Source organism: Paenibacillus tarimensis (assembly GCF_021532315.1).
Classification (GTDB): Bacteria; Bacillota; Bacilli; order Paenibacillales; family Paenibacillaceae; genus Paenibacillus_I; species Paenibacillus_I tarimensis.
Genome location: NZ_JAKGAO010000020.1, coordinates 97,976 through 124,039 on the forward strand (window position 1 = coordinate 97,976; position 26,064 = coordinate 124,039).

Below are 26,064 nucleotides of genomic sequence, written 5' to 3' on the forward strand. Positions count from 1 at the left end.
TGGATATAAGCAGCAAAAGCAGGCAAAGACCCGAGGGAATTTGCCTGCTTCTTTTTATCTTACGGTGAGCCCTAACAATGTTTGTAGGTGACCTTCTTGTAGCAGCGCTTTGTTACCTTTGGCTTGTAGCAGACTTTTGTAACATACGTCTTTTTAACCGTCTTGATAATTTTCTTGCATTTTGGCTTACGTTGACACTGACAGCTGTGGTTACACTCATGCTGCCTAGGCTCGTAATACTCGTGATGACAGCTGTTGTGTGATGGTGTATGAGTATGGCAGCAATCGCAGCTGTGATGCTTTGGCATCTGACTGCGCTTCGGTTTCCAATGTTTGTATGGTGGACACCAGGATTTCTGCTTCATGCTTCTCGACCTCCTTGTATAGGTTACACTTCCAATATATGTACAAGGGGTCCTACAGGAACGGCCAAGACCTACTGCAGTGAATTTGGCGAAGACGCCTTGCAGCGTCCCTCCAATTCATGAAGCATCCGGCATGTGCCCGCGACAATTGACCCACGTGAACATAAGATAACCCAGCGTGTTAATCATAGGAGCGAGCAGCCATCCAGGAGGTGTAAGGCTTGAAGGCGAGGAAGCAAACCAGAAAGAGAACAACCGGCAAAAAGAAGGCAGGTTCCTTCCATGCCCGCCGAAGATTGAAGAAGAAGATCTCGGCAAGAAGAAAAAGCCAAGCAGCCAGCCGAAAGGCAAAAGCCAAGAAAACCGGAAGATCAGGCTCGACAACTAGACCACGATCTGGCAAACGACCGTTAAACCGTAAACAGAAAAACCTCTCGTCTGCGGTTCCGCTCATGAAGCCGCCTCTACTGTTACTTCCACAGGTAAATCATTATTCCCCGCCGACAGACGCACGAACCCAGTCCGGTTCCCGCCATCCGTTAACCGTTCTATATGTCGTTCACACCTTCTATCCCGAGTCTTACACGGGAACTGAGAAGTTTGTTCTTAACCTTGCGCGTGCTATGAAGCAGCTTGGTCATAACGTCAAGATATTAACTTACAGCAGCATATTGCCGGCTGACACACCCAGTGATGGCTCTTCTATTGTAAGGCAGGAGTATGAGCATGAAGGGATCCCCGTCATCGCCTACCGGAGTCTCAATGGGGACGCAGTCCCTCCAGCCGCAGCAGACCATCCTTCGTTAACGGCATTTGCGGATTATATTTTGACACGAGAGCAGCCCAGCATCATTCATATCGCGCATCCTATGCGCGGTATCGACTTTATGCAGTCTGCTAATCGGCTGGGCATACCTTATATCCTGACTCTGACAGATTATTGGTATGTATGTCCGAAGTCTATTTTACTTCGTAATGATCAGCAGCTCTGCTCAGGTCCCGAGAATGGCTTGTCCTGCAAAACATACTGCCAGATCCCTGATGCGGCCGAGCGTCTTCAAGCGCTCACTCCGCTTCTGCAGGCTGCAAGCCAAATTCTGTCGCCCTCTGTATTTCTTGCCTCGTTCATCAAGCATGTTGTACCTTCCCTGCCCATTGAGGTGGTTCATCACGGCATGCGCCACGAGGCCCTTATTCCAAATTCGAGGGTATATCAAAAAGACAGCCCCTTAACCTTCATGTATGGCGGATCACTAAATGAACATAAAGGTGTACATGTGCTCATTAAAGCGATGTCCTTCGTTACATCGAAGCGGATCAAGCTTCTCATTTACGGGTCGGGTTCATCCGAATATACCGCTTTGCTGCACCGAATGGCGCAGCGTGATAAGCGGATAATTTTCAGAGGGACCTACACAGAAGCACAAATCCCCTCATTGTATCAGGAAGCCGACCTTGCAGTCGTTCCGTCGATATGGTATGAGAATCATCCCTTAGCACTTCACGAGGCACTGGCATCCCATGTCCCTGTTATAACCTCTAATATCGGAGGCATGTCGGAGAAGGTTATTGACGGGTTGAACGGCTACACCTTCCGTGCCGCCGATGCCAGACACCTGGCACAGCGAATCAATATGCTTGCCCATAACCCCGCTCTGCTCAATCCGATTAAGGATAATATACGAAATATGCCGTTGCCGTCCATGGACACCGAGGCATCCTCTTACGAAGCGATCTATCAGACGCATGCCAGGTGAGCAGTAAATAGGGCAGCCCCTGCGCGAGTCATTTTGGACGTCTGCGGAAGGCTGCCCTGCTTTGGTTAATCTGTCTGTACCTTACCGGTGTTCATGATGTCCGTGCGGGTGATCCTGCCTGGAGGCTTCTTCCCCACAGCCTGTCAACCCTGCTGAAACAGCCAGTAATAACAGCGCAGATACGAGCCATGATCGCTTATCCCTGCATTTTCCCATCATATTCAATCCCCCTTCCGTTTGCCGCCTGCTCATGCACGTACAGAAACACACAGCAGGACAAAGGACAGACAGGCAGCCAGTGTACAGAAAGCGGCAATTAATATGGGATCTTGCATATGCATGCCAAGCATTGGGCCCATGAGACCTGACATGACGCCGCTTGTAATACCTGTCACAACGGTCTGATAGTCAACAAGCGAGCCGAATACTGCACCAATCGCAATGGCAAGAAGGGTTGCTGCAACAACTGCCAATGTTGAGTAATTGTAAAGCCAGGCGCCTAGTACCGCACCAATGGCAAGGCCTCCCGTTCCGGCGGACGTCATAGCTATATTCATACCGAGATGATAACTGATCAGATTTTTGACCTTGAATAAATACCCGAAAGCCAGAACACTAGTCAGCAGAATGCCCAGCAGCATAAGTATAGCCGCATACAGGGGCATGCTGTCACCTCCATCCTCGAATATATTAGACCTTTGGCGTCGCATTAGGATATATATTGATGGTTTTCCTACATACACTACATTGAGGTGATGATAAGGATGAAACCGGTTATAACAGAGCCCAAGTATCCATCTGCGTCAAGCAGTATGCCGCTTCATGAGCTGATGCTACGGAAAGAAAGCAGGCATGATCTAAATCTGCAGCAGTTGAGCCAAGCGATTCCCGGTAAGAGAAACGACCTGAATTTATTGCAGTTTTTCAAGCACAGGCGATATCAGCAGGTCGTTGTCAGCTGGTCAAGCTGCGATGAACAGCAGGAATCCCGCGGCAAGGTTGTATTAATTGGCAGAAACTTCGTCATTCTGTCAAATTTACTCCAGCGGTTCTGGCTTCCCTTTTCTGTTATAAAATCTGCATACATACCGTATGACCTTCCTAATCTGTCCTCAAGCTCTCATCAGCATGTCGTCTTCGACCATCGTCTGCGGCGTCAGCTGATGAACGACTTTGGCAAAACGGTTAGCGGCCGGTATGAGCTGGTCAGCCGATTCTACGAGCAATCACTGCAAGGATATCTGAAGAGCTTTGAAGGAAAGTGGCTCCGTGTCCAAACGTCGGCGGGATCCAGCTATTACATGGCTGCCGTTCAAAACGGGCAGCTGATATCGCGCGGTAAGTCAGGCAGCCATACCCTGATTCCGCATGCCTCTATAACCTGTATACATGAAATCCCTCTGCTCGCCCCGCTATCCTTCATCGCAAGGTTACGGCTGGCGCAGCGCTAGTTCCATAAGAAACCCACGAAGAGATCAAGCGGATCAATTCGTGGGTTGTTTACTTAACGGTAAGGTACAGGCAGCGGCAGAATGGTTTCATCCTCACGATCAAGAACCCGGAATATCCCCCATAAGCCCAGCTCAATATCCCAGCGAATATTGCCTGAACGGTACATGTAGTCGCCAGGTACGCTCAAATAGCCGCCAGCCCCATACAGCAGAATGAAATCATCACTTGTACCTACTGTATTCTGACCCTGAACGGAAACCGGCTGTGAGTTAACGTCATCATCACTGCGCAGCCAGCTATGACCATGAAGCACGAAGGAATGAGCACGGGCACGGTCAGCGGGAAAGACGAACCGGATGGCGACCGGGTCTCCTGCATGGGCCATAAAGATTGGAGTTGACGGGTCGCCATGTACCGTGCTGCTGAACACCTTGGCGATATTCGGTACATCTGCCAGACGGTTCTTAAATCGCTCTGCACGGTAGTTAAAGCCCCTCGACCCCTGGTCCTCAAAATCAGCTGCTTCATCGAAAGGCTGAAGCAGCGGCGACTCTGGGTCTATAATAAGATTGCCGCATTTGTCATACAGCCGGACGCCATCGTGCATAATGATTGCAAATTCCCGAAAAGCGCCAAAGGGATTTACAACAACAACCTGGCTGCCCCCCATTTCCGCCTCACCTGTTAGGGGATGAATATATCTTGAATTCCTTGGTTCGGTAATGAGTATGCCGAATGATCCATGGTGACGGTGGTGCCGAATGTCGGCCATATCCACTAGACTGGCAGCGCCAACCTGTTCATCAATGTACCATCGGTATGTATAGCATTCGCCAGGTCCTACCGTCTGATCATAATTGTAGCCGACCGTTGCCCCATCCGAATCCCTTACGTCATATACGAGCAGGTGGGCATGAATGGAAATTCGTTCAGACGGCGGGAAAGCCACCTCTACCGGTACGCCCGGATATCCATGCAGGGCCGTCTCGTGACGGTGTATGCCAATTTCATTACGCAAGGTTAACTCGACAACTTCACCAACATTAGCCCGTATGATTAGCGGTTCGGGGTTAAGCTCCCCGCTTCTAATCTGTTCTACATCACGATTCAAGGCAAAGATTAATCCATGCGGGTCATGATCACCATACTCATTATAGGCGATTGAAGCCTGCATGGCCGTTACCTCATAAGTCCTGACGGGTGCGCCTTCAGGCCCTGGCATGCTGGTTGGCTTCGCTTTTGGTGGCGCTTGGCAGGTGGGCTTAGGCAGCGGCTTGGTGCGTTCAGGAGGTGCCGGGCGGTCGGGAAGCGGCATAAGATGCTCAACGCGTTCGCCGAAGGTCCTCATAATCCCCCAATTCCCAAGCCAGATATCATCCAGCGAGCCATAGTGATACAGCATGTCAAAATCGCCTTCGCCTTCAACGCTGAATTCAAGAGTGTAAGATTCCGAAATAGCTATATGCTGCTGCTGCACCAGATCGGAGTCCACATCAGGACGCTCCCGCTTCCAGCGCTGCCTATGCAGATTAAAGGAATGTGACTCCTCATGAGCGCCATCAAGCAGTCTGAGCCTTACAGGGTCCCCGTTGTAGGTTTCCAAAAGCGGAGTGACAGGGTCACCATGCAGCCATGAGCTAAACACATACGCCGGGTCGTATTCCCGCTTATTGAGGCGGAACTGTATCGGTTCACACCGGTAGTTCACCCCCATAACACCCGGGTCTTCATGAGAACCGGGAAAATCAGCTGGATTCAGCGGGCAGCCATCCTTATCGAATAACAGCGCGAAGTCATGGACAAAGAGTGTAAATTCACGATAATCCGGAAGGAAAGGGTTGACGATCATGGCTTGAGTCCCCGACCTGATTTCTTCTCCCGTTCGTGGTGATAAGTGCCTAGAACCCCGGGGCTCTATATTGATACCGGCGAATACACCATGCATTTGATGTGTGTTGGCGAACAAATGGTCATGCCAGAAGGTCGACTTAAGCTCAACATCTGAGAACCACTGATAATAGATCGTTTCACCCGGCAGGACGCTGCTGTCATAGTTCCAGCCCACATTAGATCCATCTGAAACTAACGGATCAAACTTGACGAAATGAACATGCATGCTTGCTTCATAGGTGCGGTTAACCAGCTGAAAGGCATTTCCACCAAGAACCTCGGGCAGCAGATTCGTAAATTCAAACCGGACACATTCCCCTGCGTTGGCTCTAATAACAAGTGGCTCGGGATTCTTCCTTCCCTGCAGGATATCCTCTACGTCCTCCATAAGAACAAAAATGCGGCCCTGGGGATCGTGCCAGCCTTCCTTGTTATACACAATCTTCGTTTGGATAAGAGCGATCTTGAAATGCCGTTCGGGTGTGACGCCGGGCGTACACGGGTTAGCGAATACGGCTCCGGGAACCGCGTTGGGCGCAAACTGGTTAATTTCCAGCTGTGTCGATTCTCTTCCCCCCTTGATCCCGAGCGGCGGCCTTGGCGCTTTGCAGCCCGGGATTCCGGGTACAAAATTCGGGAAGCCCGGCTTCTCGCGTGTTGGGCGCGGCGGTACAGGGCGGCCGGGCAAAGGCTGGAGCGCTTGAATAGGGGTCCCATTCGGGTAGCACTGGCTTCCATCCTGAAGGGTATTGAAAATCCGGTTCAAACCCCACATACCCTCCTCAAAGTGGGGATACAGGTGACAGTGAATGACCACATCACCGAAAGCGCCCTGCAGACTGCCCGCACCGTAAGCCGGTGAGATAGTAAAGAAGGTCTGCGGAGAGATTGCCTGTGAATCCACAATCTCAGAATCCAAGTCACTCTGTTCAAACAGCCATTGATGCAGATGGTAGTGAAAGACATGCGTCTCCTGCAGGGCACCGTTAATAACCCGAATCTTGATCGGATCACCAACATACGCCTTCAATATGGGAGTTGCCGGATCACCAAATACCCAGGAATCGTGATGTACCTCTTCTCCCTCAAGGTCAGGTGACACAACCCCTTCCTGAATTAACCGCATTCTGTTACGCATCGGTTCAGAACGGTAATTAATCAGATGAGTTGCCTGCGGCTGAAGGGTGTGCGGGTCAATAGGCGAATCACCAGTCAGGTCATCCACTTCCATTTCGTCATGGAAGAACCAGGCGTATTCCCGGAATGAGGGCAGGAAGGGATTGTGAACATCCGCATACAGCCCGCTCGCAAACGGCTTGCCCGTGACCGGATCCGTCCACCAGGAGCCGCGCGGCTCCACAATCAGAGCACCCCACAGCCCATGTACATGGGAACCGGCTTCACTCGATAAGGTGTTGCCCATATCACAGAAATAGCATATGCCTTCGTGATTGACTTTCCACTGGTAACGGATAACATCACCTGGCTCCGCTGTCGTATCCGGATTGAAACCTACGAAAGCACCGTCGGAAGTCAAGACATTGTAATCAGCATTCTGGATATGAATGGAGGAGGCAAAAGGAAGCTGATTCTCAAATAGAATTTCAATTTCATCTCCTTCATTGGCCCGCACAACGAGCGGCTGAACGAGATCAACCGGGGTAAATGGATTCTTTGCGACAAGTGTTTTCACTTTATGTTCGTTTTCCTTAAGCACATACATTAATCCATTCGGATCATGGTCTCCGAAGCTGTTGACGACGATACGAATCGGTATGGCTACGATATGATAACGCCGCAGCAATTGTCCTCACCTCCTCTGTTACAGCTGGATCGAAGGAATCTGGACGCCCTCGGATTCAAAATAAAATACCTGGATCTCATCAATATGGACTCGGATTATGCTGTTATCCAATTCCGTAATATTAGATAATTCAATCCGTACATAGGCAAAGCCTGACTCCTCCCGTTCAAGCGTGCCGACAATGAAGAAAGGATATGTTTCCATGAATAGCAGCATACGGGTGCCGATATTAGCACGAAACTGCTCGACTACGCCGCTGCGCCTGATTTCATTCATCGTCAGATTGCTTGCTTCCATTCCCTTCTGCATGTATACACCTCCTTGTTAAATTAGCGGCAGCCTGCGGTCGCGTTCGAAAGGCATAATGCTTACAATATGCTCAATCGGAAATACAAGCGGTGTTGGAAACTGGTAAAAGGGAGCGTTTTGCATTTTGATAATAGCCGGTTCCAGCCTGATTGAGCCAATGTATACCTCCGCTAGTCTGCCGCTGAATACGGCACGAAAGGTTTGACCCAAAATATTAAGCTGAGTCGCATCCAGAATCAGCAGCACATCCTGCCCCAACAATTCCTCAAACACCGTATTATTCGGCACAACTTCTGGCAAAGCGGCCCCTCCTTAACAACAAGTAGAATACCCCGCCATATACCTATGCCTAATAACGGCTAAGTTAGACCCTCTTTAAGCTTGATTTGAATAATATCATCGAGATTAACTCGTTTCCCTCTTTTTCCCTTGGTTGGAAAAAGTGTGATTTGTCCATTGCGGCTTAAGCCCAAACTGCCCTTGACTGTTGTACCATTCTCCAGCATAACAACCGCATCGAAGCACCGGTAAGGGATAAGACCAATTGACAGCTCAATACCAAAGAAGATATTTAGCAGATTAACATTCCCGGAAACGGTACACCCGAACTGGCGAATAAGGGACCATCTCTCCTGGTCTGTCAGACATGCCAGCTGTGCGGTATGCTCGGCTGCTGCAACGCAGTCTCCGCCTTCCAGCACCTTTATTCGGTTGTATGGAATGAATATTGTCCAATCGCCCTCAAGTAATTGAACATAGTTTCTTCCGGCAGTCTGCAGACATCCCCGCACCTGATGAGGAACATGATTCGTCTCCAGCTTGATGACAACCAGCTGGCCCTGAAGAGTATTTAATTTTAGCTGGAAGGCTCTCAGCTGCTGGGGATCACGAGGATTGCCCAAAGCCTGCAGGACTTGATTGGCTGCTGCAATCTTCCGCTGCAGAAGATCAAGCTCGGCAGGTTCAAGCGGACTGACAGGAGACGAGAATACCGGAGTAGGCAGCTGCTCCGGGCATCTGTGATTATTCGATGTAATACTTGGCATAATACCCTCCATTAATTAGGCGAATGTGTAGGCTCCTTCATTGTATGGATAGTCGCCCGCTTCGGTATGGGCTGATATCCCGTCAGCCCAATAAAAAAAATGATGGAACTAGACGGATACCCATTCCCTGGACTAAGTCATAGGCGTATATATACAGCAACTACTGATTTTTCATGGAGGTTATGATGGCTAGAAATGTGAACAGGATGAAGAGGAAGAGAAAAGCTGCCGGTGTTCTTATATCCCAGCAAGCTTATGTGAAAGTCAACCGCAATCTGACCGGAATTCGTTACATCGCAAGCGAAGGCCATTGCAGTCCTTGCGATTCATTACCGCACCATGGCGGAGGCTTCTGCTTTAATCCGCGCATTCAACTGCGGCTCGCCGGTCTGAATGGAGGCTTTAACTTCCAGCTTTTCCGGTATAAGGGCAGTAAAGTTAAGATCACCTTTGAAGCGGGCAGCTCGCAAAAAACGATCATCGGCACAATTTGTAACGTAGGTACTGATTTTGTTGATCTTAACCAAGCGGGAGGCAAAACCGTTACCATTATGCAAGAACGCATTGTTGACATTAAGTGGCTCCACCGCTGCCGGCCTGACCACAAAAGTAACGGGTATCATGACTCATTTGAAGAAGTGGAATGCTGTGAAGAGTGGGAAGATTGTGAGGAATAAGAGGGTGAAACAGCCATTGTCCTTCGTCATTTTTCTACATTAAAAGCACTAAAAAGACAAGACATTTGACTGTTATCAAGCTATAATAGAAGTAATAATTCGATGACAGGAGGCACGGCGTTGATCGACTTTACAAACTCCAAGCATCAGAAGCTTCTAAAGGTTCTTACCAAGCAGCATGAACTGATAACCAATAATATATCTAATGCCGATACGCCCCATTACAAGGCAAGCCATGTAGCATTTCAGGATGAATTGGACCGGATTCTTGGGCATCAGCCATCCGATGTAGCACTAAGACGCACGCATGATAAGCATCTGCCATTCCAGACGGATGAATCGATTCGGGTCGTGGAATCAACGAATAAGACGATGAACAACAACGGCAACAACGTCGATATTGATGCCGAGATGTCGCGGCTAGCTAAGAATCAACTGCTCTATAACTACACGATCGACCGTGTTAGCGGTCAGTATTCCAAAATCAGCAACCTTCTGAGGGAATTAAAATAACCTATTAACAGTTTCATAGCTCGGTAAGCTGGTCGCATGCACATGGCGGTCAGTTTTTTTTGCATGCATGGAATAAAGAAGAGTCCGCCGGCTAAAGCTAACCGACAGACTCTCCATAGTTTTGCTATTCGTGTAATTTAGGCTTACTTTGTTCTTATAGTGGCCGAAAACTCTGCCAGCTTCCTGGTGAGGCTGTCAATCTCCTCTACCATATCTGCCAGCTGCTGTACGGTCGCGGACTGTTCATGCATGGTTGCCGTAACCTCTTCGATCGAAGCCGATACTTGCTCGCCGGAGGCAGACAGATTTTGAGCAGAGTCAAGCACATCCGACTTATCCTCTTCCATACTGTTTACTTCCTGAGCCATCGTGTCTATGAATTGTGCAATCTCGTCTACATGGCCAAAAATGGTCCTGAACGCATTCTGCGTTTGCATGACGTAGTCGTTTTGTAGAGCTGCGATCTGTTGAATTTCACGAACACTCAGGTTATTTTCTTCCACATAACCAAGCGTTTGCTTAATGATGGTATCAATCTCAGCAGACTGCTTGGAGCTTTGTTCCGCAAGCTTACGGATCTCGTCTGCAACAACCGCAAAGCCGCGGCCGTGTTCTCCTGCCCGTGCTGCTTCGATAGAAGCGTTAAGAGCAAGCAGGTTCGTCTGGTTCGCAATATCTGAGATGGCCCCTGTAATGGTCCCGATATTCCTTGAGGTCTCCTCCAGCTTACCTGTGATGCTTGAAATTTTGCCGACTTCATTTTCATTAACATTATTGGTTGCAATCAGATGATCGATAACCGTTTTATTGTCATGGAAGATGTTAATAATCTCCGTTGCCCGCTCTTTAATGGTCGTTGCTTTATTGCTCACTTCACTGATTTTATCACCAATGTCTTTGAATTTATCTACGATATGCTCTGTATCCCTCGATTGAGATTCCATCGCACGGGCAATCTCCATCGTAGTTATCGAAGTATCGCCAATAACCTGTGCAGTCTGCTTCGAGACCTGATCCAACTCATTCGTATTATGATTAAGCACCTCGATAGAGCGATTCATGCTGGAGCTGAGCGCCTCATTTTTCTCTACCATACCGTTAATGCTGTCGGCTAGTACACGGAATTCTCCCTTATAATTGCCGCTAGCTTTAACAGCCAGATTCCCGGCAGACATTTCTCTGAACAATGCTGTAAGCTCCACAATCGGCTTGGTAACTCTACGGGATATGATCAGTCCGATTGCCGATGTGAGAATCACGACAAGAACAATGACGAGCAATAATGTCTTATAAAGATCAGTAAGCGACTGATAAATATCTGCATAATCATTCTCGACCATTACCGTCCAATTCGTAATCGGTATCTTGGTGTATCCAACAAAAGCTTCGCCTCTCGTCGATACAATATCAAGTTCACCATGCTCTAGGTCTTGACCTGCCGGAGCTGCTGCTAGCTCTAACAGCTTCTCCTGCTCTGTTACGGTCTTGATCAGAGTCTGATCCTTGTTATGAGCGATGAAGGAACCCGCATGCTCCAGAATATAAATATCCGTATGTTCACCAAGATCGATATCCGCTAAATTATGTGAGAAGTACGCAGCATAAACGGAGTTACCAATAACCCCGAGCACGTTACCAGCCTCGTCCTTAACCGGTGTGGCAAACACTACAATCTGTTCCTGCTTAGACTTGGAGATCAGGACGTCGCTAATGGACAAGTTACCCTTCATACCCTCCACGAAGTAAGGACGGTCCGGAATTTTAAGCGAGCCATCTTCATTCTTGTCCGCACTGCCTGCTACAAGGGTTCCGTTTCGATCCACAACGAACAGTTTCTCATGCTGATCCAGACTCTTGATGCTGTCTCTTAATACCTCATGAGCTCTTATCATCAATTCGTTGTCTGCGTTAAAGAATTCGCTATCATCAGGAGTTTCGTCCCTAAGCTTTAAGAGATCCTGAAAGAGGCTTTGCTTGGCCAGCAGCTCAGCGGTTGTGATCTCCCCCTCAACCAGCGACAGTACCGTTTCCCCAACACGGTTTGAATTGGACGTGATTTCAGACTTGCGCTGATCTACGATAATATCGCGGGCATAAAAATATGTAAGCACCCCGGTAATAACCATAGAGAAGATAACCAATCCTACAAAATAAATCGGTAATTTCTTGCGTAGCGACACTTGTACTTCCCCCTAATTTTGTGATGTGATTCATGCTGTTCTTTTGTTATCGGCTTGCCACATACCTAATTTTAGAGGTTATTCGACATTCTTCACAGGTATTTTATGTTTTATTCGATCTAATTCGACAATAAAAAATGAACTCTCCTTAATTTATAACAGCCATACTAAGGCAATAATCTGGCATGCTGACAAGTTACGATAATTGAATGCCAAAATGCCTAATCGTTCGCTCGCAGTCCTACATATTTTGTAGCATAAGTGCGATAGGAGGTGGCTCACCATGACAGCTGTTGGAGCGGGAAGCGTCTGGACCAGCACAGGTACCATTCTTGTGTTGTTTATCCTCCTTGTCATTATCAGCCGTACAATCCTCGTTTAATAAGGTGCTAAAAAAGTAAAAAGGCCTCTTGAAAGGCCTTTTTACTTTACTAATTTATACTCAAGTGCAGAGAACATACCGAGAGGGGATTCCATTTGACTATCCGGATTGTGAAGAGCAAGCTCGCCAAGACCAAATATCTTATGAGCAGCCAGGTACTCAGGCAGTATATTCCAGTAACACTTCCCCTAACAAAGCAGGCACTAGTTAACCTTCTGGCCCACTATCATCTGGTCTACGTAAAGCCCGATTTAGGGAAGAACGGATTAGGGGTTATGCGCGTTGAACAGCCATCCGCAAGTTCCTTCAGGCTTCGTTACGGGACCCATAACTTTGAATTCAACTCCGCAGATGACTTGTATCATGCTATAGAAAAGTATGCCAAGCATAGGCGTTATCTAATACAGCAGGGTATTCATCTGCTCACCTACCAACGCCGGCCGTTCGATATCCGTGTCATGGTGCAGCAGTCACCGGCAGGTAAATGGGAAACAACCGGAATCATTGGGAGGGTAGCGCATCCTGACCGAATTGTTACGAACTGCCGGAGCGGCGGTACGGCAATCGCATATAACACGCTTATGAGCAATTATTTAACCGGTCATGAGCGCAGCAGGCTAGAACATCATCTGGGTAAGCTCGGCCTAGAAGTAGCTCAACACCTCAGGCATAGATATCCTGGTATTAAGGAAGTCGGGCTAGATGTTGCGCTTGATTCCAGCTTTCATCCCTGGCTGCTGGAAGTGAACACTTTACCTAACCCCTTCCTGTTCAAGAAGCTTAAGGATAAATCCGTATATCAAAAAATATCCCGCTATGCGGCTGCTTATGGCCGTTTCAGTAAACGTTACTGCCCCGAGATGTTCCGTAATCGCAAACGCAAACCTTAGCTCATGCCATCAATATAATAAGAAAATAACTCTTTAAATTAACGACCTTAATTATTAATCGGCTTTATTAAGTGTTTAATTGAAAGCTGTTCATTGATAACTGTCATCCCCGTCTCCACAAAACCATGCTTGCGATATAGACGAATGGCAGGCTCATTGCGTGCACCGGTTGATACACGAATCTCGTTTACCTGTATCCCCTGTTCCATAACTGCCCGTAAGAGCTTGCTGGCTATACCCATGTTGAAGAATTGGGGATGCACCATCATTTTGCAGAGTATAAGGGCGTCCCTTTCGGCTTCGAAGGCCACGGCCCCGGCTATCCGCCCATCCTGCAAGAAACCTAAGTAGGTCTCACTGGATTCCATGATGTCTCTCTTAGTCTCGTGCAGCGGTGGCAGATCCGCATAGCCAATAATCTGTGCTTCTACTTGATAAGAGTCAATTTGCAATGCCAGCAGCTCTGCTGCTGTCTGTTCATCCTGATTGTTAATCTGGTTAATCATCGCTGGGGTCACACTCCTTATTGTGAAACGGATAAAGCCTGATTCCTTGAACCGGCCATATGGCTCTTAGACGTGGAGACCAGGCAGCAAAAAACAGCCGGTCAGCCCCCTAAGCTGGTGGATGACCTGGCTGTCGTTCGCTTTGTCCTTATAATCAGACCTTCTTGCCCCATACGGCGACGCCGAATTGATCCTTACCAGTGAACGCGATAGTTGGCTCACCTACCTGCCAGTCCCAAGCAGGCGTTACGATCAGCGTCTCCACTACATTCCCATAGGAAATGGAGATCGTCGTGCCGTCGATATACGTCCATTCACCTTTTACCGAGCAGCATTCAAACTCTCCGTTATCCCGCAGGGTCATAGGTACGGAATTTAATACTCCCTGCGGAACTGCAGGTGCCAGCTTGATCCGTTCATAATCGCCTACAAGCCATTCCCTGTCAATAGACTGCGTCTGTTCGCCGGCATACGGCTCCGGATTCAGAGCCGGCCAGCCGTCAGGCGTCCAGAACATCTTGTAGATATGCATCGTCGCGATTTGCGGCTCCTTATGATTATGTTCCCTGATATGGCAGACCAGATACCACTGGTTGTCCGAGTCGCGCAGTACGGAGTTGTGCCCTGGTCCCATGTAGCCCTGTCCGTCACCATATTGGTAACCGCAGGCGATCATATAACCAATTTCATTCTTATAATCCTCCAAGTCCGTTAAATCTCTTCCATTCGGATCCAGATACGGACCGGTCACCGACCGGCTTCTGCCTACCCGGATATTGTAATCGCTCTTAAGCGACCCGTACGATACGAAGAGATAGTAATATCCAGTATCAGGATTATAACGGATGTAAGGCCCTTCTATGGCGCCATCCAACCACTGTGGCCTGCGTGCTATACAAGTGCCAATTCCTTCTTCCGCCGCCAAGCCGGTCTCAGCATCCAGCTTGATGATATGCATACCGCCCCAAAACGAACCATATGCCATATACTGCTCGCCTGTTTCCTCATCAATAACAAGGTTCGCGTCAATTGCGTTGACAGGGGAGTCGTGACTTGTCTTCAAAACAACCCCTCTTGGAATAAAAGGACCTTCCGGGCTGTCGGAAACAGCAAGGAAAATTGCGGATTGGCGGACTCCCCAAGTAGAGTTGGAGCAGTATAGGCGGTACTCGTCCCCCACCTTAATAATGTCCGGTGCCCATATCCCCTCATCTCCGACCCATTCCGATGATTCCTTGGGGGGTGCGTCCACGACTTTACCGATTGTTTCCCACGTGATGAGATCAGCTGAGCGTCTCGCAATTGCTCCTGTACAATACGTATAGTAATTGCCGCTCACTGGATCGCGGTAAATAGCCGGGTCATGCGAGCCCCACAGGCTGAACTTATCCGGCTCTGCCGGTTTCTCATTCTCTTTAATTACCGGCTTCAATGGTTGTGCCGGCGGTTTAGCGGGAAATTTTAACGGACAATTCTCAAATGACGCCATTAGGGAAAGCCTCCTTAATGTAAACGATATCATAACGAGTTCTATTTTATATCTTTATTTACCGGTTAGCAATAATATAAAGCTTTTTATGCCGGTGTATAGATTAGAAAATGGAGCCTCACTGGGCTCCATTAGTCCTTAGAATCCTAGCAGCAGCTGCTGCAGCATGGCTGATATTTCACACTATTTACGGCTCTCGCATTGAATAAAAACCGTTCTACATAAGAGTATAGTTTCCTTCTAAGGGATAAATTATACGTTAAGCCTGAATCCATCCATAATGATGCGGCTTCCCTCTCCAGTTGCTCGCGCGCCTCATGCATCAATTTTTCAGCTGTATAGATATTATAGTTATTCATGCCTTATTCTCCTTTACGCTTAGGGATTAATACGGTTTTACCGCTTGAATGACTGCTGACATGATGTACTGCTCGATGCTTACGCCTGGAACCCAGTCTTTTATGAAGGCCCTGGAATCATCCTTGGGTTCAATCGTAATCTGAGTGAAGCCTGCCTTCACCAGCATCTCGTGCAGCTCTTCAATACGGGATGCCCCCGTAATGCAGCATGAGTAGAGATCACTCTCAGCTGCTTTCAGCTCTTCAGGTAAATCAGCTGTCATAACCACATCGGTAACAGCTACACGTCCGCCTGCCTTCAGAACGCGGAATGCTTCACGGAATACCTGCGGCTGATCCGGTGACAGGTTAATCACACAATTGGACATAATAACATCAACTGAGCGATCTGCTATAGGCAGATGCTCGATTTCCCCCAGCCTGAATTCAGTATTCGTATAGAAGCCTCGGGATGCATTCATACGGGCGCGGCTGATCATCTCCGGGGTCATATCAACGCCGATTACTCGGCCGCTCTCGCCTACCTGCCGGGCAGCCAGGAAGCAGTCAAATCCACCACCGCTCCCAAGATCGACAACGACCTCACCAGGCTGTAAAGAGGCAATCGCCTGCGGATTACCACAGCCAAGTCCCAGATTTGAGCCCTCCGGCACACTGCCCAATTCTTCAGCCGTATACCCTACTCTGGATGAGGCCTCATCTGCTGAGGTGCAGCAGCCAGCTGCCGGGCTGCAGCAGAGGTTAGACGGGTTATCCCTATTTGCGCCCTGCAGTGATATGTCCCGGTAACGTGTCCTTACCTGTTGACGGATGTTGTCATGTTTAAGCTCATTCATGATTATCGCCCTCCTGTTTGGTTGGTTGCTTATGTAGACGCAGCAGTATGGAAAAGGACGCAAAACATAAAGAATCATAAAAAATGCGTCTTTTCTTCAATTTCTCCGTCTTATATAGTAAGTACATCAGCGAGCGCTACGGAGGGTATAGAAATGCTTAATATTGAAGAAGTATGGACATCGTTTCACAGTCCGCTGCACAAATTTATAACCGGAAAGACAGGGGATGCCGCAGCAGCTGATGATATCCTGCAGGATGTATTCGTCAAAATTCTGAAACGCCTGGATACTCTGCAGGAAGAAGAGAAGCTCAGGGCCTGGATGTATCAAATAACCAGAAATGCCATCGTGGACTATTACCGCAAGGAGAAACGTCTTGATGAGCTGCCGGATCAGCTGCCGGATCAGCTGCCTGAACAGTTTGAACCGGCAGAGAACAATCTCAACCAGGAGTTATCCGCCTGCCTGCAGCCCTTTCTTGACCAGCTGCCTGCCAAACACCGGGAAGCGCTGGTTCTCACGGAGCTGAATGGCTACTCACAAAAGGAAGTCAGCGAGATGCTGAACATCTCCTATTCGGGGGTAAAGTCCCGTGTGCAGCGCGGCAGACAGAAGCTTAAGGATATACTTGAAGCCTGCTGTCATTTTGAATGCGACCGTTACGGCAATATTCTGGATATAGTCCCCCACCATTCACCTGAGTGCGCGAGGGATGATTCCTGCAGCTGCAATCACTAGAATACATATCCGCACAAAAAAATAACCTGCCGGCCAGCTGCCAGCAGGTTATTTCTTTTCTTCTTATTCCTTGCCGCCTGTCACATTGTCCATCGTGTTGGAAGCCGTATTCGTTACCTTCTTCGCAGCTGTAGATGTCGCATCACCAATCACGTCGATTGTATCATGCACGATATCGAAGCCTTCTTTGGAAGCATTCTTGGTCTGGTCCATGAATGAGCTGTTATCGTTCTTCTTGTTAGCCACCAGGATCACCTCACCATTCTTAGTCAAGTCGCCACTTACCTAGCATGTGGGTACCTGGTTAGGATTTGTAATGAAAAGCTAAAACATACACAGCCGCTAATCCTAGTTCTTCAGCTTGGGGTCCAGTACATCGCGAAGGCCATCCCCCATCAAGTTAAATCCTAGCACGGTCAGCATAATTGAGAGGCCAGGGAAAATAACAGTCCATGGCGCAGTCGCAATAAACTGCCGGGAATCTGACAGCATCTTTCCCCACTCGGGCTCTGGCGGCTGGGCGCCCAATCCCAGAAATCCAAGCGCGGCAGCTTCAATTATCGCGGTTGCAACACCAAGCGTCCCCTGCACAATAACCGGACCGAGGCAGTTAGGCAGAATATGATGCAGAATAATACGGCCATTCTTCATGCCAAGCGCCCTGGCAGCCGTAATATATTCCTCGTTCTTCAGGCTGAGCACCTTGGCGCGCACAAGCCGGCCGAATACCGGCACATTGACAACCGCAATGGCAAGAAGCGCATTTTGCAGTGATGGACCAAGCGCTGCGACAATCGCAATCGCCAGCAGAATACCGGGGAAGGCCAGCAAAATATCAAACCCGCGTGAAATAAGCATATCTGCCCATCTGCCATAGTATCCGGCCGCGATGCCAAGCAATGTCCCTATCAGGATAGACCCCATCACCGAGCTGAAGCCTACCCAAAGCGATATCCGCGCGCCATACATAATACGGGTGAAGATATCCCTTCCAAGGTCATCTGTACCAAACCAATGCGTACCGCCAGGCGCCTGAAGCCTGCCCATCAGGTCCTGTTCCTTATAGTCGAACGTTGTTATTAAAGGTGCAGCTATGGCAGCCCCGATGAAGAATAGAATGATGAAGAGACCAGCCATCGCCATCTTGTTAGAGCGAAAGCTTCTCCATCCTTCCGACCAAGGATTCGTGAACGCAGGCGGCTGCATAACCGGTTGCACCTTTGCTGCTGTTTCTGCCATTCATTTCCCTCCTTAGTCGTAGCGGATTCTCGGATCGACAGCGTGATACAGCAGATCAACCAGCAGGTTAATCATAACGAACAGAAAGGCGATTACAAGAATGCCTGTTTGAATAACCGGATAATCCCGTGAACCTATTGCATCGAAAATATAACGACCGATACCAGGCCAGGCGAATATTGTTTCGGTCAAAACGGCGCCGCCAAGCAGCATGCCGGTCTGCAGACCGATAACAGTCAATACAGGAATGAATGCATTGCGCAGCGCATGCTTATAGATAACAAGAAATTGCGACATTCCTTTTGACCTGGCTGTGCGTATATAATCCGAGCGCAGCACCTCCAGCATGCTTGAGCGTGTCATCCGGGCTATTATCGCCATCGGAATGGTTCCCAAGGCTATTCCGGGCAGGATCAAGTGCTTAACGGCCGTCCACAGCTGATCCCATCTGCCAGCCAGCATCGCATCAATCGTATATAAGTTGGTTACGGTCTCAATCGGGTCCCGCGGGTTCATTCTGCCGATTGAAGGCAGCCACTGAAGCTTCAGAGAGAATATCCACTGCTCCATCAGGCCGAGCCAGAATACCGGCATCGAAACGCCAATGAGCGCAATTAACATGCTGATATAATCAAACCAGGAATTTTGCTTCCAGGCGCTGATGATCCCGGCGTTAACACCGACAAATACTGCAAACACCATGCTCACGATGGTCAGCTCCAGGGTTGCAGCCAAGTAAGGCATAATCTCCTCGCTTATCGCTTCCTTCGTACGGATGGAGGTGCCAAGATTGCCGCTCACCAGATTTTGGAGAAAATCTCCGTACTGCACATACAGCGGCTGATCCAGCTTCAGTTCCTGACGCAGCGCCTGCTTCGACTCCTCGGAAGCCTTCTCCCCCAGAATTACCTCAGCCGGATCGCCGGGTATAGCATGGATGATAAGAAACACGATGATCGTCATGCCAAGCAGGACCGGCACGAGCATAAGCAGCCGGCGGATGGTGTAGTTCAACATCATAGTCACCCTCTGTCCTCTGGTGTCGTAGTTAAGAAGATTCAAGCGGCAGATAACTGCCGCCTAATCTTCGGTATTAAGGCGTTTATTTAAACGTCACCGTGCTGTAAGGCTCCGAGCCGGTCGGTGAGGGAATATATCCATCCAGATTAGCCCTGGCTGCGAGAATTGGCGTTGAATGAACCAGCGGAATCCATGGCGCATCCTGCTTGATCAGCACCTGCGCCTGCTTATAGAGCTCTTCCCGCTTGGCCGCATCCTGCTCCGATTGACCGTCGACTAGCATCTGATACACGTCCTCGTTATCATAAAAGCTGTAATTGTTGCTGTTGCCCTTCGCAAGCAGCGCATAGAGGAAGTTATCCGGATCGCCGTTGTCACCCTGCCAGCCGAGCATATACAGATCATCCTTGTCGCCCTTCTTCACATCATCCAGATAGGTCGCCCACTCAGGCGATACAATGTTTGTCTTCACGCCAATCTTCTCAAGGTCTGCCTGTATCGCCTCCGCCACCTTCTTGCCGTCAGGCATGTATGGACGGGCAACAGGCATAGCGTAGAAGGTGAACTCACCAGGCAGTCCATCCGGATAGCCTGCTTCTGCCAACAGCTGCTTCGCCTTCTCCAGATCATACGGGTAATCCTGCACATCCGGGTTGTAACCGAGTGCAGCCGGCGGCATCGGGTTGATAGCCGGCTCTGCCAAACCGCCAAAGAAGGCCTGGATGATGCCCGCTTTATTCACAGCATGATTCAAGGCCCGGCGCACCTTTGGGTCATCAAAAGGCTTCTTCTTCATGTTAAAGCCAAGATAGCCGACGTTAAAGGATGGACGAGTCAGCTTCTGAAGCTCTGGCGAGCTCTCCAGCTTAACCAGGTCATCCGGATTAAGACCCTCCATCATATCGATCTCACCATTTTGCAGGGCGGTAAAGCGGGCCGAGTTATCGGGTATAACCGTTATAATGACGCGATTCAGTTTAGGAAGACCCTCCTGCCAGTAGTCTGGATTTTTCTCTACCGTAATGGATTCATTACGCTTCCATTCCTTGAAGACGAAGGGTCCCGTGCCGACTGGTTCGGACTTAAACTTCTCCTTCTTCTCCTCTATGGCCCTCGGACTGCCGATCGCGAACGGCGGCATAGCCAGATTTTGCAGGAATGGCGCCTGCGGCTTGTTAAGCACGAATTCCACGGTGTCAGCATCGATAGCCTTAACCTCTTTAATGACACGATCATCCTCTGGCCCAAACATCGAATCATAATAGTAGAAGGAATCCTCCGCAAATTTGTACGGGCTATCCGGGTCGCCCCAGCGGTTGAAGTTGAAGACAATGGCTTCCGCGTTAAAATCAGTTCCATCATGAAACTTTACCCCCTTGCGGAGCTTGAACGTATAGGTGAGGCCATCAGGTGAGGCGCTCCAGCTTTCCGCAAGCAGCGGCTCTACCTCTGTTGTTCCATCCTTATAGCCTAACAGGGGCTCCATTATCTGTTGCGTTGCCTTAAATGATTCACCATCTGTGGCGATAGACGGGTCAAGCGAGGCCGAATCTCCGCCTCTGGCGATAATCATCGTATCCTGTGTGCTTTCGGTCGTCGCTGATGCATTAGAAGTCGTGCTGGTCACATTGCCAGCCGGCTCGGCCGTATTCCCGCTGCCGCCTGGCGAAGCATTATTGCCGCTGCAGCCGGCTAACAGCAGTGTAAGTGTGAGAATGCCCGCCGAACTGACCTTTGCCCATTTGTGTAACATAGAACCTCTCCTTTTTCCCCTGAAAGTATGTATGAATCTTCCGCTATACCGCGGATGAACCATAGAGATGACAAGCTACAGCATGCTTATGATCTGTCTGTATAAGGACAGGACGCTCACTCCGGCACCTCGCCTCTGACATGGAACAGCGAGTGTGAAACACACAGCCCTGCGGCATGTCGGACGGGCTTGGCACCTCACCCTCTAGGATGATGCGTTCACGGGAGCCTTCTGGGTCCGGGTTCGGCACTGCTGACAGGAGCGCTTTTGTATAAGGATGTTTGGGCTCCCGGTACAGCGACTCTTTATCTGCAAGCTCGACAATCTGTCCCAGGTACATGACAGCGACCCGGTCACAGAAATGCTTGATCACACTAAGGTCATGCGCTATGAATACATAAGTCAGCTGGAACGATTGCTGCAGGTCCTGCATCAGATTCAGGATCTGCGATTGAATGGAAACATCCAGCGCGGAGACGGGTTCGTCGGCGATGATCAGCTTAGGTCTCAGCATAAGTGCTCTTGCTATCGCTATCCGCTGCCGCTGCCCGCCCGAGAATTGATGGGGATAACGTTCAAGCTGGGAGGGATTAAGCCCAACCGTTTCGATCAGCTCGGCGACCTTCTCCCGTCTCTCCCTAGCCGTTCCTACGCCATGTACCAGAAGCGGCTCCTCCAGGATCCTGCTTATCTTATGCCTTGGATTAAGGGAGGCGAAGGGATCCTGAAACACAATCTGCATATCCTTCCGCAGCTTCCTCATGGATTCCCCGCTTAAACGGGTTATATCCTCCCCTTCAAAAAGAACCTCGCCGCCAGTCGGCTTAATGAGCTGCAGGATCGACCTCCCTGTTGTGGATTTGCCGCAGCCGCTCTCGCCCACAATTCCGAACACTTCACCTTTGTTCACCCGAAATGTAACTCCATCCACCGCTTTGACAAATCCAGCCGTTCGCTGCAGAATTCCTTTACGGATTGGAAAATAAGTCTTCAGCTCATTCACTTCTAGAATCGTCGTATGCAATCTCAATGCCTCCTCACGTTTGTAACCAGCAGCGGCAGCGATGGCCGGTCTCTTGTTCCAACAGCTCAGGCAGCTCTCTCATGCAGCGGTCAAAAGCGTGCTCGCAGCGGGGAGCAAACCGGCAGCCTTCTGTAATCGTGCCGGGCAGCGGCACGTTTCCGGGTATGGAATACAACCGTCCGCCATCGCTGTCCATCCTTGGAATGGAACGAATGAGCCCGCGTGTATACGGATGTCTGGGCTTATGGAAGATGTCCTTAACACTCCCTTCCTCCACTATCTTCCCTGCATACATGACGACTACACGGTGGCACATCTCGGCTACAACACCCAAATCATGAGTGATCATCAAAATGGCAGTGCCGGTCTCTTCGTTCAGCTTCTTCATCAAGTCCAGAATCTGGGCTTGAATCGTTACATCGAGTGCAGTAGTCGGTTCATCAGCAATCAGAAGCTCGGGCTCACAGCACAATGCTATTGCAATCATCACCCTTTGGCGCATTCCGCCGGACAGCTGATGAGGGTACTCCCGTACTATGCCTTCTGCTCTCGAGATTCCCACCTTCTGCAGCATAGCGATTGAATCACGCCACGCTTCCTTCCTGCTCTTCCTCCGGTGGACCCGCAGAGTTTCGGAAATCTGTTCGCCAATCGTCATTAACGGGTTCAATGATGTCATAGGCTCCTGGAATATCATGGAGATCTCGTCTCCGCGCAGCGCCTGCATCCGTTTCTCCTTGCATACCGCCAAATCTTCACCTTTAAAATAAATATGCCCTCCTGCGATGGTCCCTGCCGGCTTAGGTAGAAGGCCCATGATGGAAAGCGAAGTAACACTCTTTCCGCAGCCTGATTCTCCGACTATTCCGACAATTTCACCTTTACGAACATGGAGATCAATACCGTCGACGGCGGGAATTCTTCCTTTATCCGTAACAAAGTGGGTTTGAAGATTCTGTATCGTCATTAACGGCACAGCCATGGCATCTTCTCCTTCCTCTTTATATGTAATGTAATGTGACGTTAAAACTATAAACTTTCACATATAAATCAAATATTTACCTACCAAGTATATTATTATGTCATTTTATCTGTCAATAAGGTCTTTCTTTCTTCAATCACCAACCAAACGCGTTATGAAATATGACACAAATACCACATCGACACAATTAACATATAAAGCGTTTTCAATTTATCTTATGATGAGCGAAGGCTTGGCATTCATGCCCTAAGGAATAAAGTTGATCTTTGTCAGAAGAAGACACGGATTATACCGCTTTGCAAGCAAAAAAAACCTTGCCGGGTTTTGACTTTTACCGGTCAAGGTTCAATAGCCGTTATAATCTCTAGGAGCAGTTATACCTAGCCTCCAGCCTTTCTGGACCAGAGTCCAACAGGTATAAGAAGCAGCGACAATATCGCCCCCGCAAGGGATAATACAGCATAACTGGAGTGTGCAACGACCATTCCGGATAATGCGCCCCCGGATGCTCCCGCTAATGCGACCAGAACTTCAATTTTGCCTTGTGTTTTTGCTCTTGTAGCCGGCGATGTAGCGTCTACTATAATCGCCGTTCCACTGATTAGTCCAAAGTTCCAGCCAATCCCCAACAGGGTCAGTGCGATAATTAAAGCAGCCATAGAATCAGCAGGAGCCAATGCTCCGAGTATACCAGCCGCAAGCAGTACAGCGCCTGAAGCATAGGACATTGCGGTACGTCCGATCTTATCGACCAGTATGCCCGTTACAAGCGACGGCAGGTACATGGCTCCAATATGTATACTGATCACAAGCCCGACTTCCTGCAGACTATGTCCGTGATGCATCATATGTACAGGCGTCATCGTCATCAGGGCTACCATGACAATTTGCGTCAAGATCATTACAGTCGATCCGACAATCAGTTTACGCTTATTCTCAGCATGTCCGCCCTCTACTCGCCCGGCTGTATCCATCTGTCTGTCTCGTACCGGAGATTCCAATGAACGGGCAATTAGGAATGGATCAGGACGCAGTAAAATCAGCAGAACCAGACCGGCCATAAGGAACGCTGCACCCGCCAGCAGGAACGGACCGCCAAGCGCCGGCACTCCAACCGACAACGCGATGCGGCCCATAGCATCAACCAGATTCGGGCCCGCTACTGCACCAAAGGTCGTGGCCACCATGGCAATACTGATTGCGGTTGCCCGTTGATTGGGCTTTGCTAAATCCGTTCCCGCGTACCTCGCTTGCAGATTGGTCGAGGTGCCTGCGCCATAGATCAGCAGAGAAGCGAATAACAGCCAAATATTATTCACAAAGGCAGAGGCAGCAACCCCGAATGCCCCTATGCCACCGGCTAAGAATCCGGCTGATAGCCCAAGCCTGCGGCCGAAACGCTGAGACAGCCTCCCTACCAGTAACGCCGATGCAGCGGAGCCTAAAGTCAACAGTGCGGCGGGTATTCCAGCATAACGGTCGGTCCCAAGCATATCCTGCGCAAGCAGGGCTCCGACCGTCACCCCTGCTGCCAGTCCAGCGCCTCCGAATATTTGGGACAGGACAACAACTAGTAACGACCTTTTATACAGCTGCTGCTGCCGTTCAACCGAGCTCGAATAGCCAGACATCCCAGGCTCCTGAAAGGTACGCCGGATTGTTTCAGTTTCAGCCATGATACACAGGCACCACCCTTCATAATCAGATGACTTGCGGATTAGTTGAAATCTTATATCCATTTTTTGGTGGTGTCAATGATTTTGTGACAGGTGTTAACGAAACAAGAGACGCTGCCCGGATCAGGGACGCGTCTCTTGTTATAGAATGACCTACAGCTGCCAATGCTTCTTCACAAACAATACGGCGTTCCGCTGCTGTGCCGGCTCAACAATATGGCCCGTGAACGGATAAATATCCAGCCGTTTATCCTCCGAGGCAAGGGCGTGATACATGGGAAAGACCTGCTCCGGTAAACATACAGTGTCTTTCAAGCCTACCGACATCAGCACCGGCCCGCGGATACGCCCGCCAAGATGGAGCATATCAAAATAGCGCAGATTATCCAGTACTGCGGCAGTCTGATCCGGGTATCTGCGGCAAAAGTCCGCCGCTTCTGACAGCGAGCCTGTAGAATGCATAACCCCATAATCGATATGGCAAAGGTTCGGGATATCGGCATTGGTCAGGGATATTGCCGGGTGAAGAGCTGATACGAGCAGAGACAGGCCGCCTCCCTGGCTGGCACCTGTGGCACCAATTCTGGACTGGTCGATGTCCGGCTGCTCCGTCATCCACTGCACAGCCCGCAGGCTGTCCACCGCTACAGCCTTATAATAGCAGTTGTCCTTGTCGAGAATGCCCTCTGTGATCCAGCCTTTACTTGTACCATGTCTGCTGCCCAGCATGCTGCCCGTTCCGCCGCCCTGTCCGCGAACATCCACGGCAAGCACGGCACAGCCCATCAGGATCCAGCTTGCATAGTGTTCGGGCTCTCCCTTGCCTCCTGTATAACCTGGAAATGTGACCAGGCAAGGGTAAGGACCTTCCAAATAGGCGGGTGTCATATAGAGAGCGTGAATGGTAGTGTTCGCATAGCCGTCGAAAGCTATTTCCCATACACGCATGCCCTTGAACAAACTCGGCACTTCAGTCCGGGACGAATTCACAGGGCGGGCTAGCGCCTCCTGTACCGTACGAGCCCAGAACTTATCAAGATCATCCGGCGGAGTCGAATGGGTTCTGACTTGATGCAGCTCCTCGATTCGTCGGCTTATCGCATGCATACCTACTACCCCCTTCTTATTCGGGTAGATAATAGCATGCAGTGTATAGCATCGGCAATGCTGAAATTGA

The 26,064-nt window shown here is 49.6% G+C and carries 25 protein-coding genes; 7 read left to right on the plus strand and 18 right to left on the minus strand.

What is annotated here, in order from left to right; all coding sequences use genetic code 11:
* Positions 1 to 546: 546 nt before the first annotated feature.
* The gene (locus L1N82_RS18175) at positions 547 to 819 is read right to left on the minus strand and encodes a hypothetical protein (RefSeq protein ID WP_235288883.1); all 273 of its coding nucleotides are present in this window, start codon (positions 817 to 819) and stop codon (positions 547 to 549) included.
* Here L1N82_RS18175 and L1N82_RS18180 point away from each other — a divergent pair.
* The gene (locus tag L1N82_RS18180) at positions 818 to 2,122 is read left to right on the plus strand and encodes a glycosyltransferase family 4 protein (RefSeq protein ID WP_235288884.1); all 1,305 of its coding nucleotides are present in this window, start codon (positions 818 to 820) and stop codon (positions 2,120 to 2,122) included. The two genes, L1N82_RS18175 and L1N82_RS18180, sit on opposite strands and share 2 nt — an antisense overlap.
* Positions 2,123 to 2,370: 248 nt before the next feature.
* On the opposite strand, the gene L1N82_RS18185 is transcribed toward L1N82_RS18180, so the two are convergent.
* Positions 2,371 to 2,832 carry a hypothetical protein gene (locus tag L1N82_RS18185; RefSeq protein ID WP_235288885.1) on the minus strand — a complete coding sequence of 154 codons (462 nt, stop codon included), beginning with the start codon at positions 2,830 to 2,832 and terminating at the stop codon, positions 2,371 to 2,373.
* A gap of 54 nt (positions 2,833 to 2,886) precedes the next feature.
* Here L1N82_RS18185 and L1N82_RS18190 point away from each other — a divergent pair, with 54 nt between their 5' ends.
* On the plus strand, positions 2,887 to 3,573 hold the full coding sequence (locus L1N82_RS18190) for a hypothetical protein (RefSeq protein WP_235288886.1): 687 nt from the start codon (positions 2,887 to 2,889) through the stop codon (positions 3,571 to 3,573).
* Between the two features lie 53 nt (positions 3,574 to 3,626).
* Here L1N82_RS18190 and L1N82_RS18195 read toward each other — a convergent pair whose 3' ends face one another.
* Genes L1N82_RS18195 through L1N82_RS18210 form a run of 4 tightly spaced genes read right to left on the minus strand, consistent with a single transcriptional unit; the run spans position 3,627 to position 8,623 of the window.
* The gene (locus tag L1N82_RS18195; protein WP_235288887.1) at positions 3,627 to 7,268 is read right to left on the minus strand and encodes a multicopper oxidase domain-containing protein; all 3,642 of its coding nucleotides are present in this window, start codon (positions 7,266 to 7,268) and stop codon (positions 3,627 to 3,629) included.
* An 18-nt stretch (positions 7,269 to 7,286) separates the two neighbouring features.
* Positions 7,287 to 7,577 (minus strand): hypothetical protein, encoded by a 291-nt coding sequence (locus tag L1N82_RS18200; protein WP_235288888.1) that lies wholly within the window; start codon positions 7,575 to 7,577, stop codon positions 7,287 to 7,289.
* 15 nt (positions 7,578 to 7,592) lie between these two features.
* Positions 7,593 to 7,877, minus strand: coding sequence for a hypothetical protein (locus L1N82_RS18205; protein ID WP_235288889.1), 285 nt, complete (start codon positions 7,875 to 7,877; stop codon positions 7,593 to 7,595).
* A 59-nt stretch (positions 7,878 to 7,936) separates the two neighbouring features.
* Entirely contained in the window at positions 7,937 to 8,623 is a 687-nt protein-coding gene (locus L1N82_RS18210) for a hypothetical protein (RefSeq protein WP_235288890.1), read from the minus strand.
* A 185-nt stretch (positions 8,624 to 8,808) separates the two neighbouring features.
* Between L1N82_RS18210 and L1N82_RS18215 the strand changes: the two genes are divergently transcribed.
* Positions 8,809 to 9,300, plus strand: coding sequence for an LSm family protein (locus L1N82_RS18215; RefSeq protein ID WP_235288891.1), 492 nt, complete (start codon positions 8,809 to 8,811; stop codon positions 9,298 to 9,300).
* Between the two features lie 120 nt (positions 9,301 to 9,420).
* Entirely contained in the window at positions 9,421 to 9,813 is a 393-nt protein-coding gene (gene flgB / locus L1N82_RS18220) for a flagellar basal body rod protein FlgB (RefSeq protein ID WP_235288892.1), read from the plus strand.
* 143 nt (positions 9,814 to 9,956) lie between these two features.
* Here the strand turns inward: flgB and L1N82_RS18225 are convergent, their stop codons facing one another.
* Positions 9,957 to 11,993: a methyl-accepting chemotaxis protein gene (locus L1N82_RS18225; RefSeq protein WP_235288893.1), complete on the minus strand. Its 2,037-nt coding sequence runs from the start codon at positions 11,991 to 11,993 to the stop codon at positions 9,957 to 9,959.
* Positions 11,994 to 12,276: 283 nt separating this feature from the next.
* Between L1N82_RS18225 and L1N82_RS18230 the strand changes: the two genes are divergently transcribed.
* Positions 12,277 to 12,375, plus strand: a complete 99-nt coding sequence (locus L1N82_RS18230; RefSeq protein ID WP_235288894.1) for a YjcZ family sporulation protein — start codon at positions 12,277 to 12,279, stop codon at positions 12,373 to 12,375.
* Between the two features lie 95 nt (positions 12,376 to 12,470).
* A complete protein-coding gene (locus L1N82_RS18235; protein ID WP_235288895.1) occupies positions 12,471 to 13,265 on the plus strand; it encodes a YheC/YheD family protein in 795 nt (264 codons plus the stop codon).
* Between the two features lie 47 nt (positions 13,266 to 13,312).
* Here L1N82_RS18235 and L1N82_RS18240 read toward each other — a convergent pair whose 3' ends face one another.
* The 3 genes from L1N82_RS18240 to L1N82_RS18250 form a co-directional block, all read right to left on the minus strand.
* Positions 13,313 to 13,771, minus strand: a complete 459-nt coding sequence (locus L1N82_RS18240; protein ID WP_235288896.1) for a GNAT family N-acetyltransferase — start codon at positions 13,769 to 13,771, stop codon at positions 13,313 to 13,315.
* Between the two features lie 154 nt (positions 13,772 to 13,925).
* On the minus strand, positions 13,926 to 15,260 hold the full coding sequence (locus tag L1N82_RS18245; RefSeq protein ID WP_235288897.1) for an arabinan endo-1,5-alpha-L-arabinosidase: 1,335 nt from the start codon (positions 15,258 to 15,260) through the stop codon (positions 13,926 to 13,928).
* Between the two features lie 385 nt (positions 15,261 to 15,645).
* Positions 15,646 to 16,455: an arsenite methyltransferase gene (locus tag L1N82_RS18250; RefSeq protein ID WP_235288898.1), complete on the minus strand. Its 810-nt coding sequence runs from the start codon at positions 16,453 to 16,455 to the stop codon at positions 15,646 to 15,648.
* 153 nt (positions 16,456 to 16,608) lie between these two features.
* Between L1N82_RS18250 and sigZ the strand changes: the two genes are divergently transcribed.
* A complete protein-coding gene (sigZ, locus tag L1N82_RS18255; protein WP_235288899.1) occupies positions 16,609 to 17,193 on the plus strand; it encodes an RNA polymerase sigma factor SigZ in 585 nt (194 codons plus the stop codon).
* A 63-nt stretch (positions 17,194 to 17,256) separates the two neighbouring features.
* Here sigZ and L1N82_RS18260 read toward each other — a convergent pair whose 3' ends face one another.
* The 8 genes from L1N82_RS18260 to L1N82_RS18295 all read right to left on the minus strand — a co-directional run bounded on the left by L1N82_RS18260 (position 17,257) and on the right by L1N82_RS18295 (position 25,994).
* Positions 17,257 to 17,466, minus strand: coding sequence for a hypothetical protein (locus tag L1N82_RS18260; protein ID WP_235288900.1), 210 nt, complete (start codon positions 17,464 to 17,466; stop codon positions 17,257 to 17,259).
* Between the two features lie 75 nt (positions 17,467 to 17,541).
* Positions 17,542 to 18,432: an ABC transporter permease gene (locus tag L1N82_RS18265; RefSeq protein WP_235288901.1), complete on the minus strand. Its 891-nt coding sequence runs from the start codon at positions 18,430 to 18,432 to the stop codon at positions 17,542 to 17,544.
* A 12-nt stretch (positions 18,433 to 18,444) separates the two neighbouring features.
* Positions 18,445 to 19,449, minus strand: coding sequence for an ABC transporter permease (locus L1N82_RS18270; RefSeq protein WP_235288918.1), 1,005 nt, complete (start codon positions 19,447 to 19,449; stop codon positions 18,445 to 18,447).
* A gap of 85 nt (positions 19,450 to 19,534) precedes the next feature.
* Complete coding sequence (locus tag L1N82_RS18275) at positions 19,535 to 21,205, minus strand: ABC transporter substrate-binding protein (RefSeq protein WP_235288902.1); 1,671 nt, start codon at positions 21,203 to 21,205, stop codon at positions 19,535 to 19,537.
* Between the two features lie 43 nt (positions 21,206 to 21,248).
* Positions 21,249 to 22,229 (minus strand): ABC transporter ATP-binding protein, encoded by a 981-nt coding sequence (locus L1N82_RS18280; RefSeq protein WP_235288903.1) that lies wholly within the window; start codon positions 22,227 to 22,229, stop codon positions 21,249 to 21,251.
* Positions 22,230 to 22,242: 13 nt separating this feature from the next.
* Entirely contained in the window at positions 22,243 to 23,211 is a 969-nt protein-coding gene (locus L1N82_RS18285) for an ABC transporter ATP-binding protein (protein ID WP_235288904.1), read from the minus strand.
* 380 nt (positions 23,212 to 23,591) lie between these two features.
* Positions 23,592 to 24,887, minus strand: coding sequence for an MFS transporter (locus L1N82_RS18290; protein ID WP_235288905.1), 1,296 nt, complete (start codon positions 24,885 to 24,887; stop codon positions 23,592 to 23,594).
* 153 nt (positions 24,888 to 25,040) lie between these two features.
* Complete coding sequence (locus L1N82_RS18295; RefSeq protein ID WP_235288906.1) at positions 25,041 to 25,994, minus strand: acetylxylan esterase; 954 nt, start codon at positions 25,992 to 25,994, stop codon at positions 25,041 to 25,043.
* Positions 25,995 to 26,064: the final 70 nt, after the last annotated feature.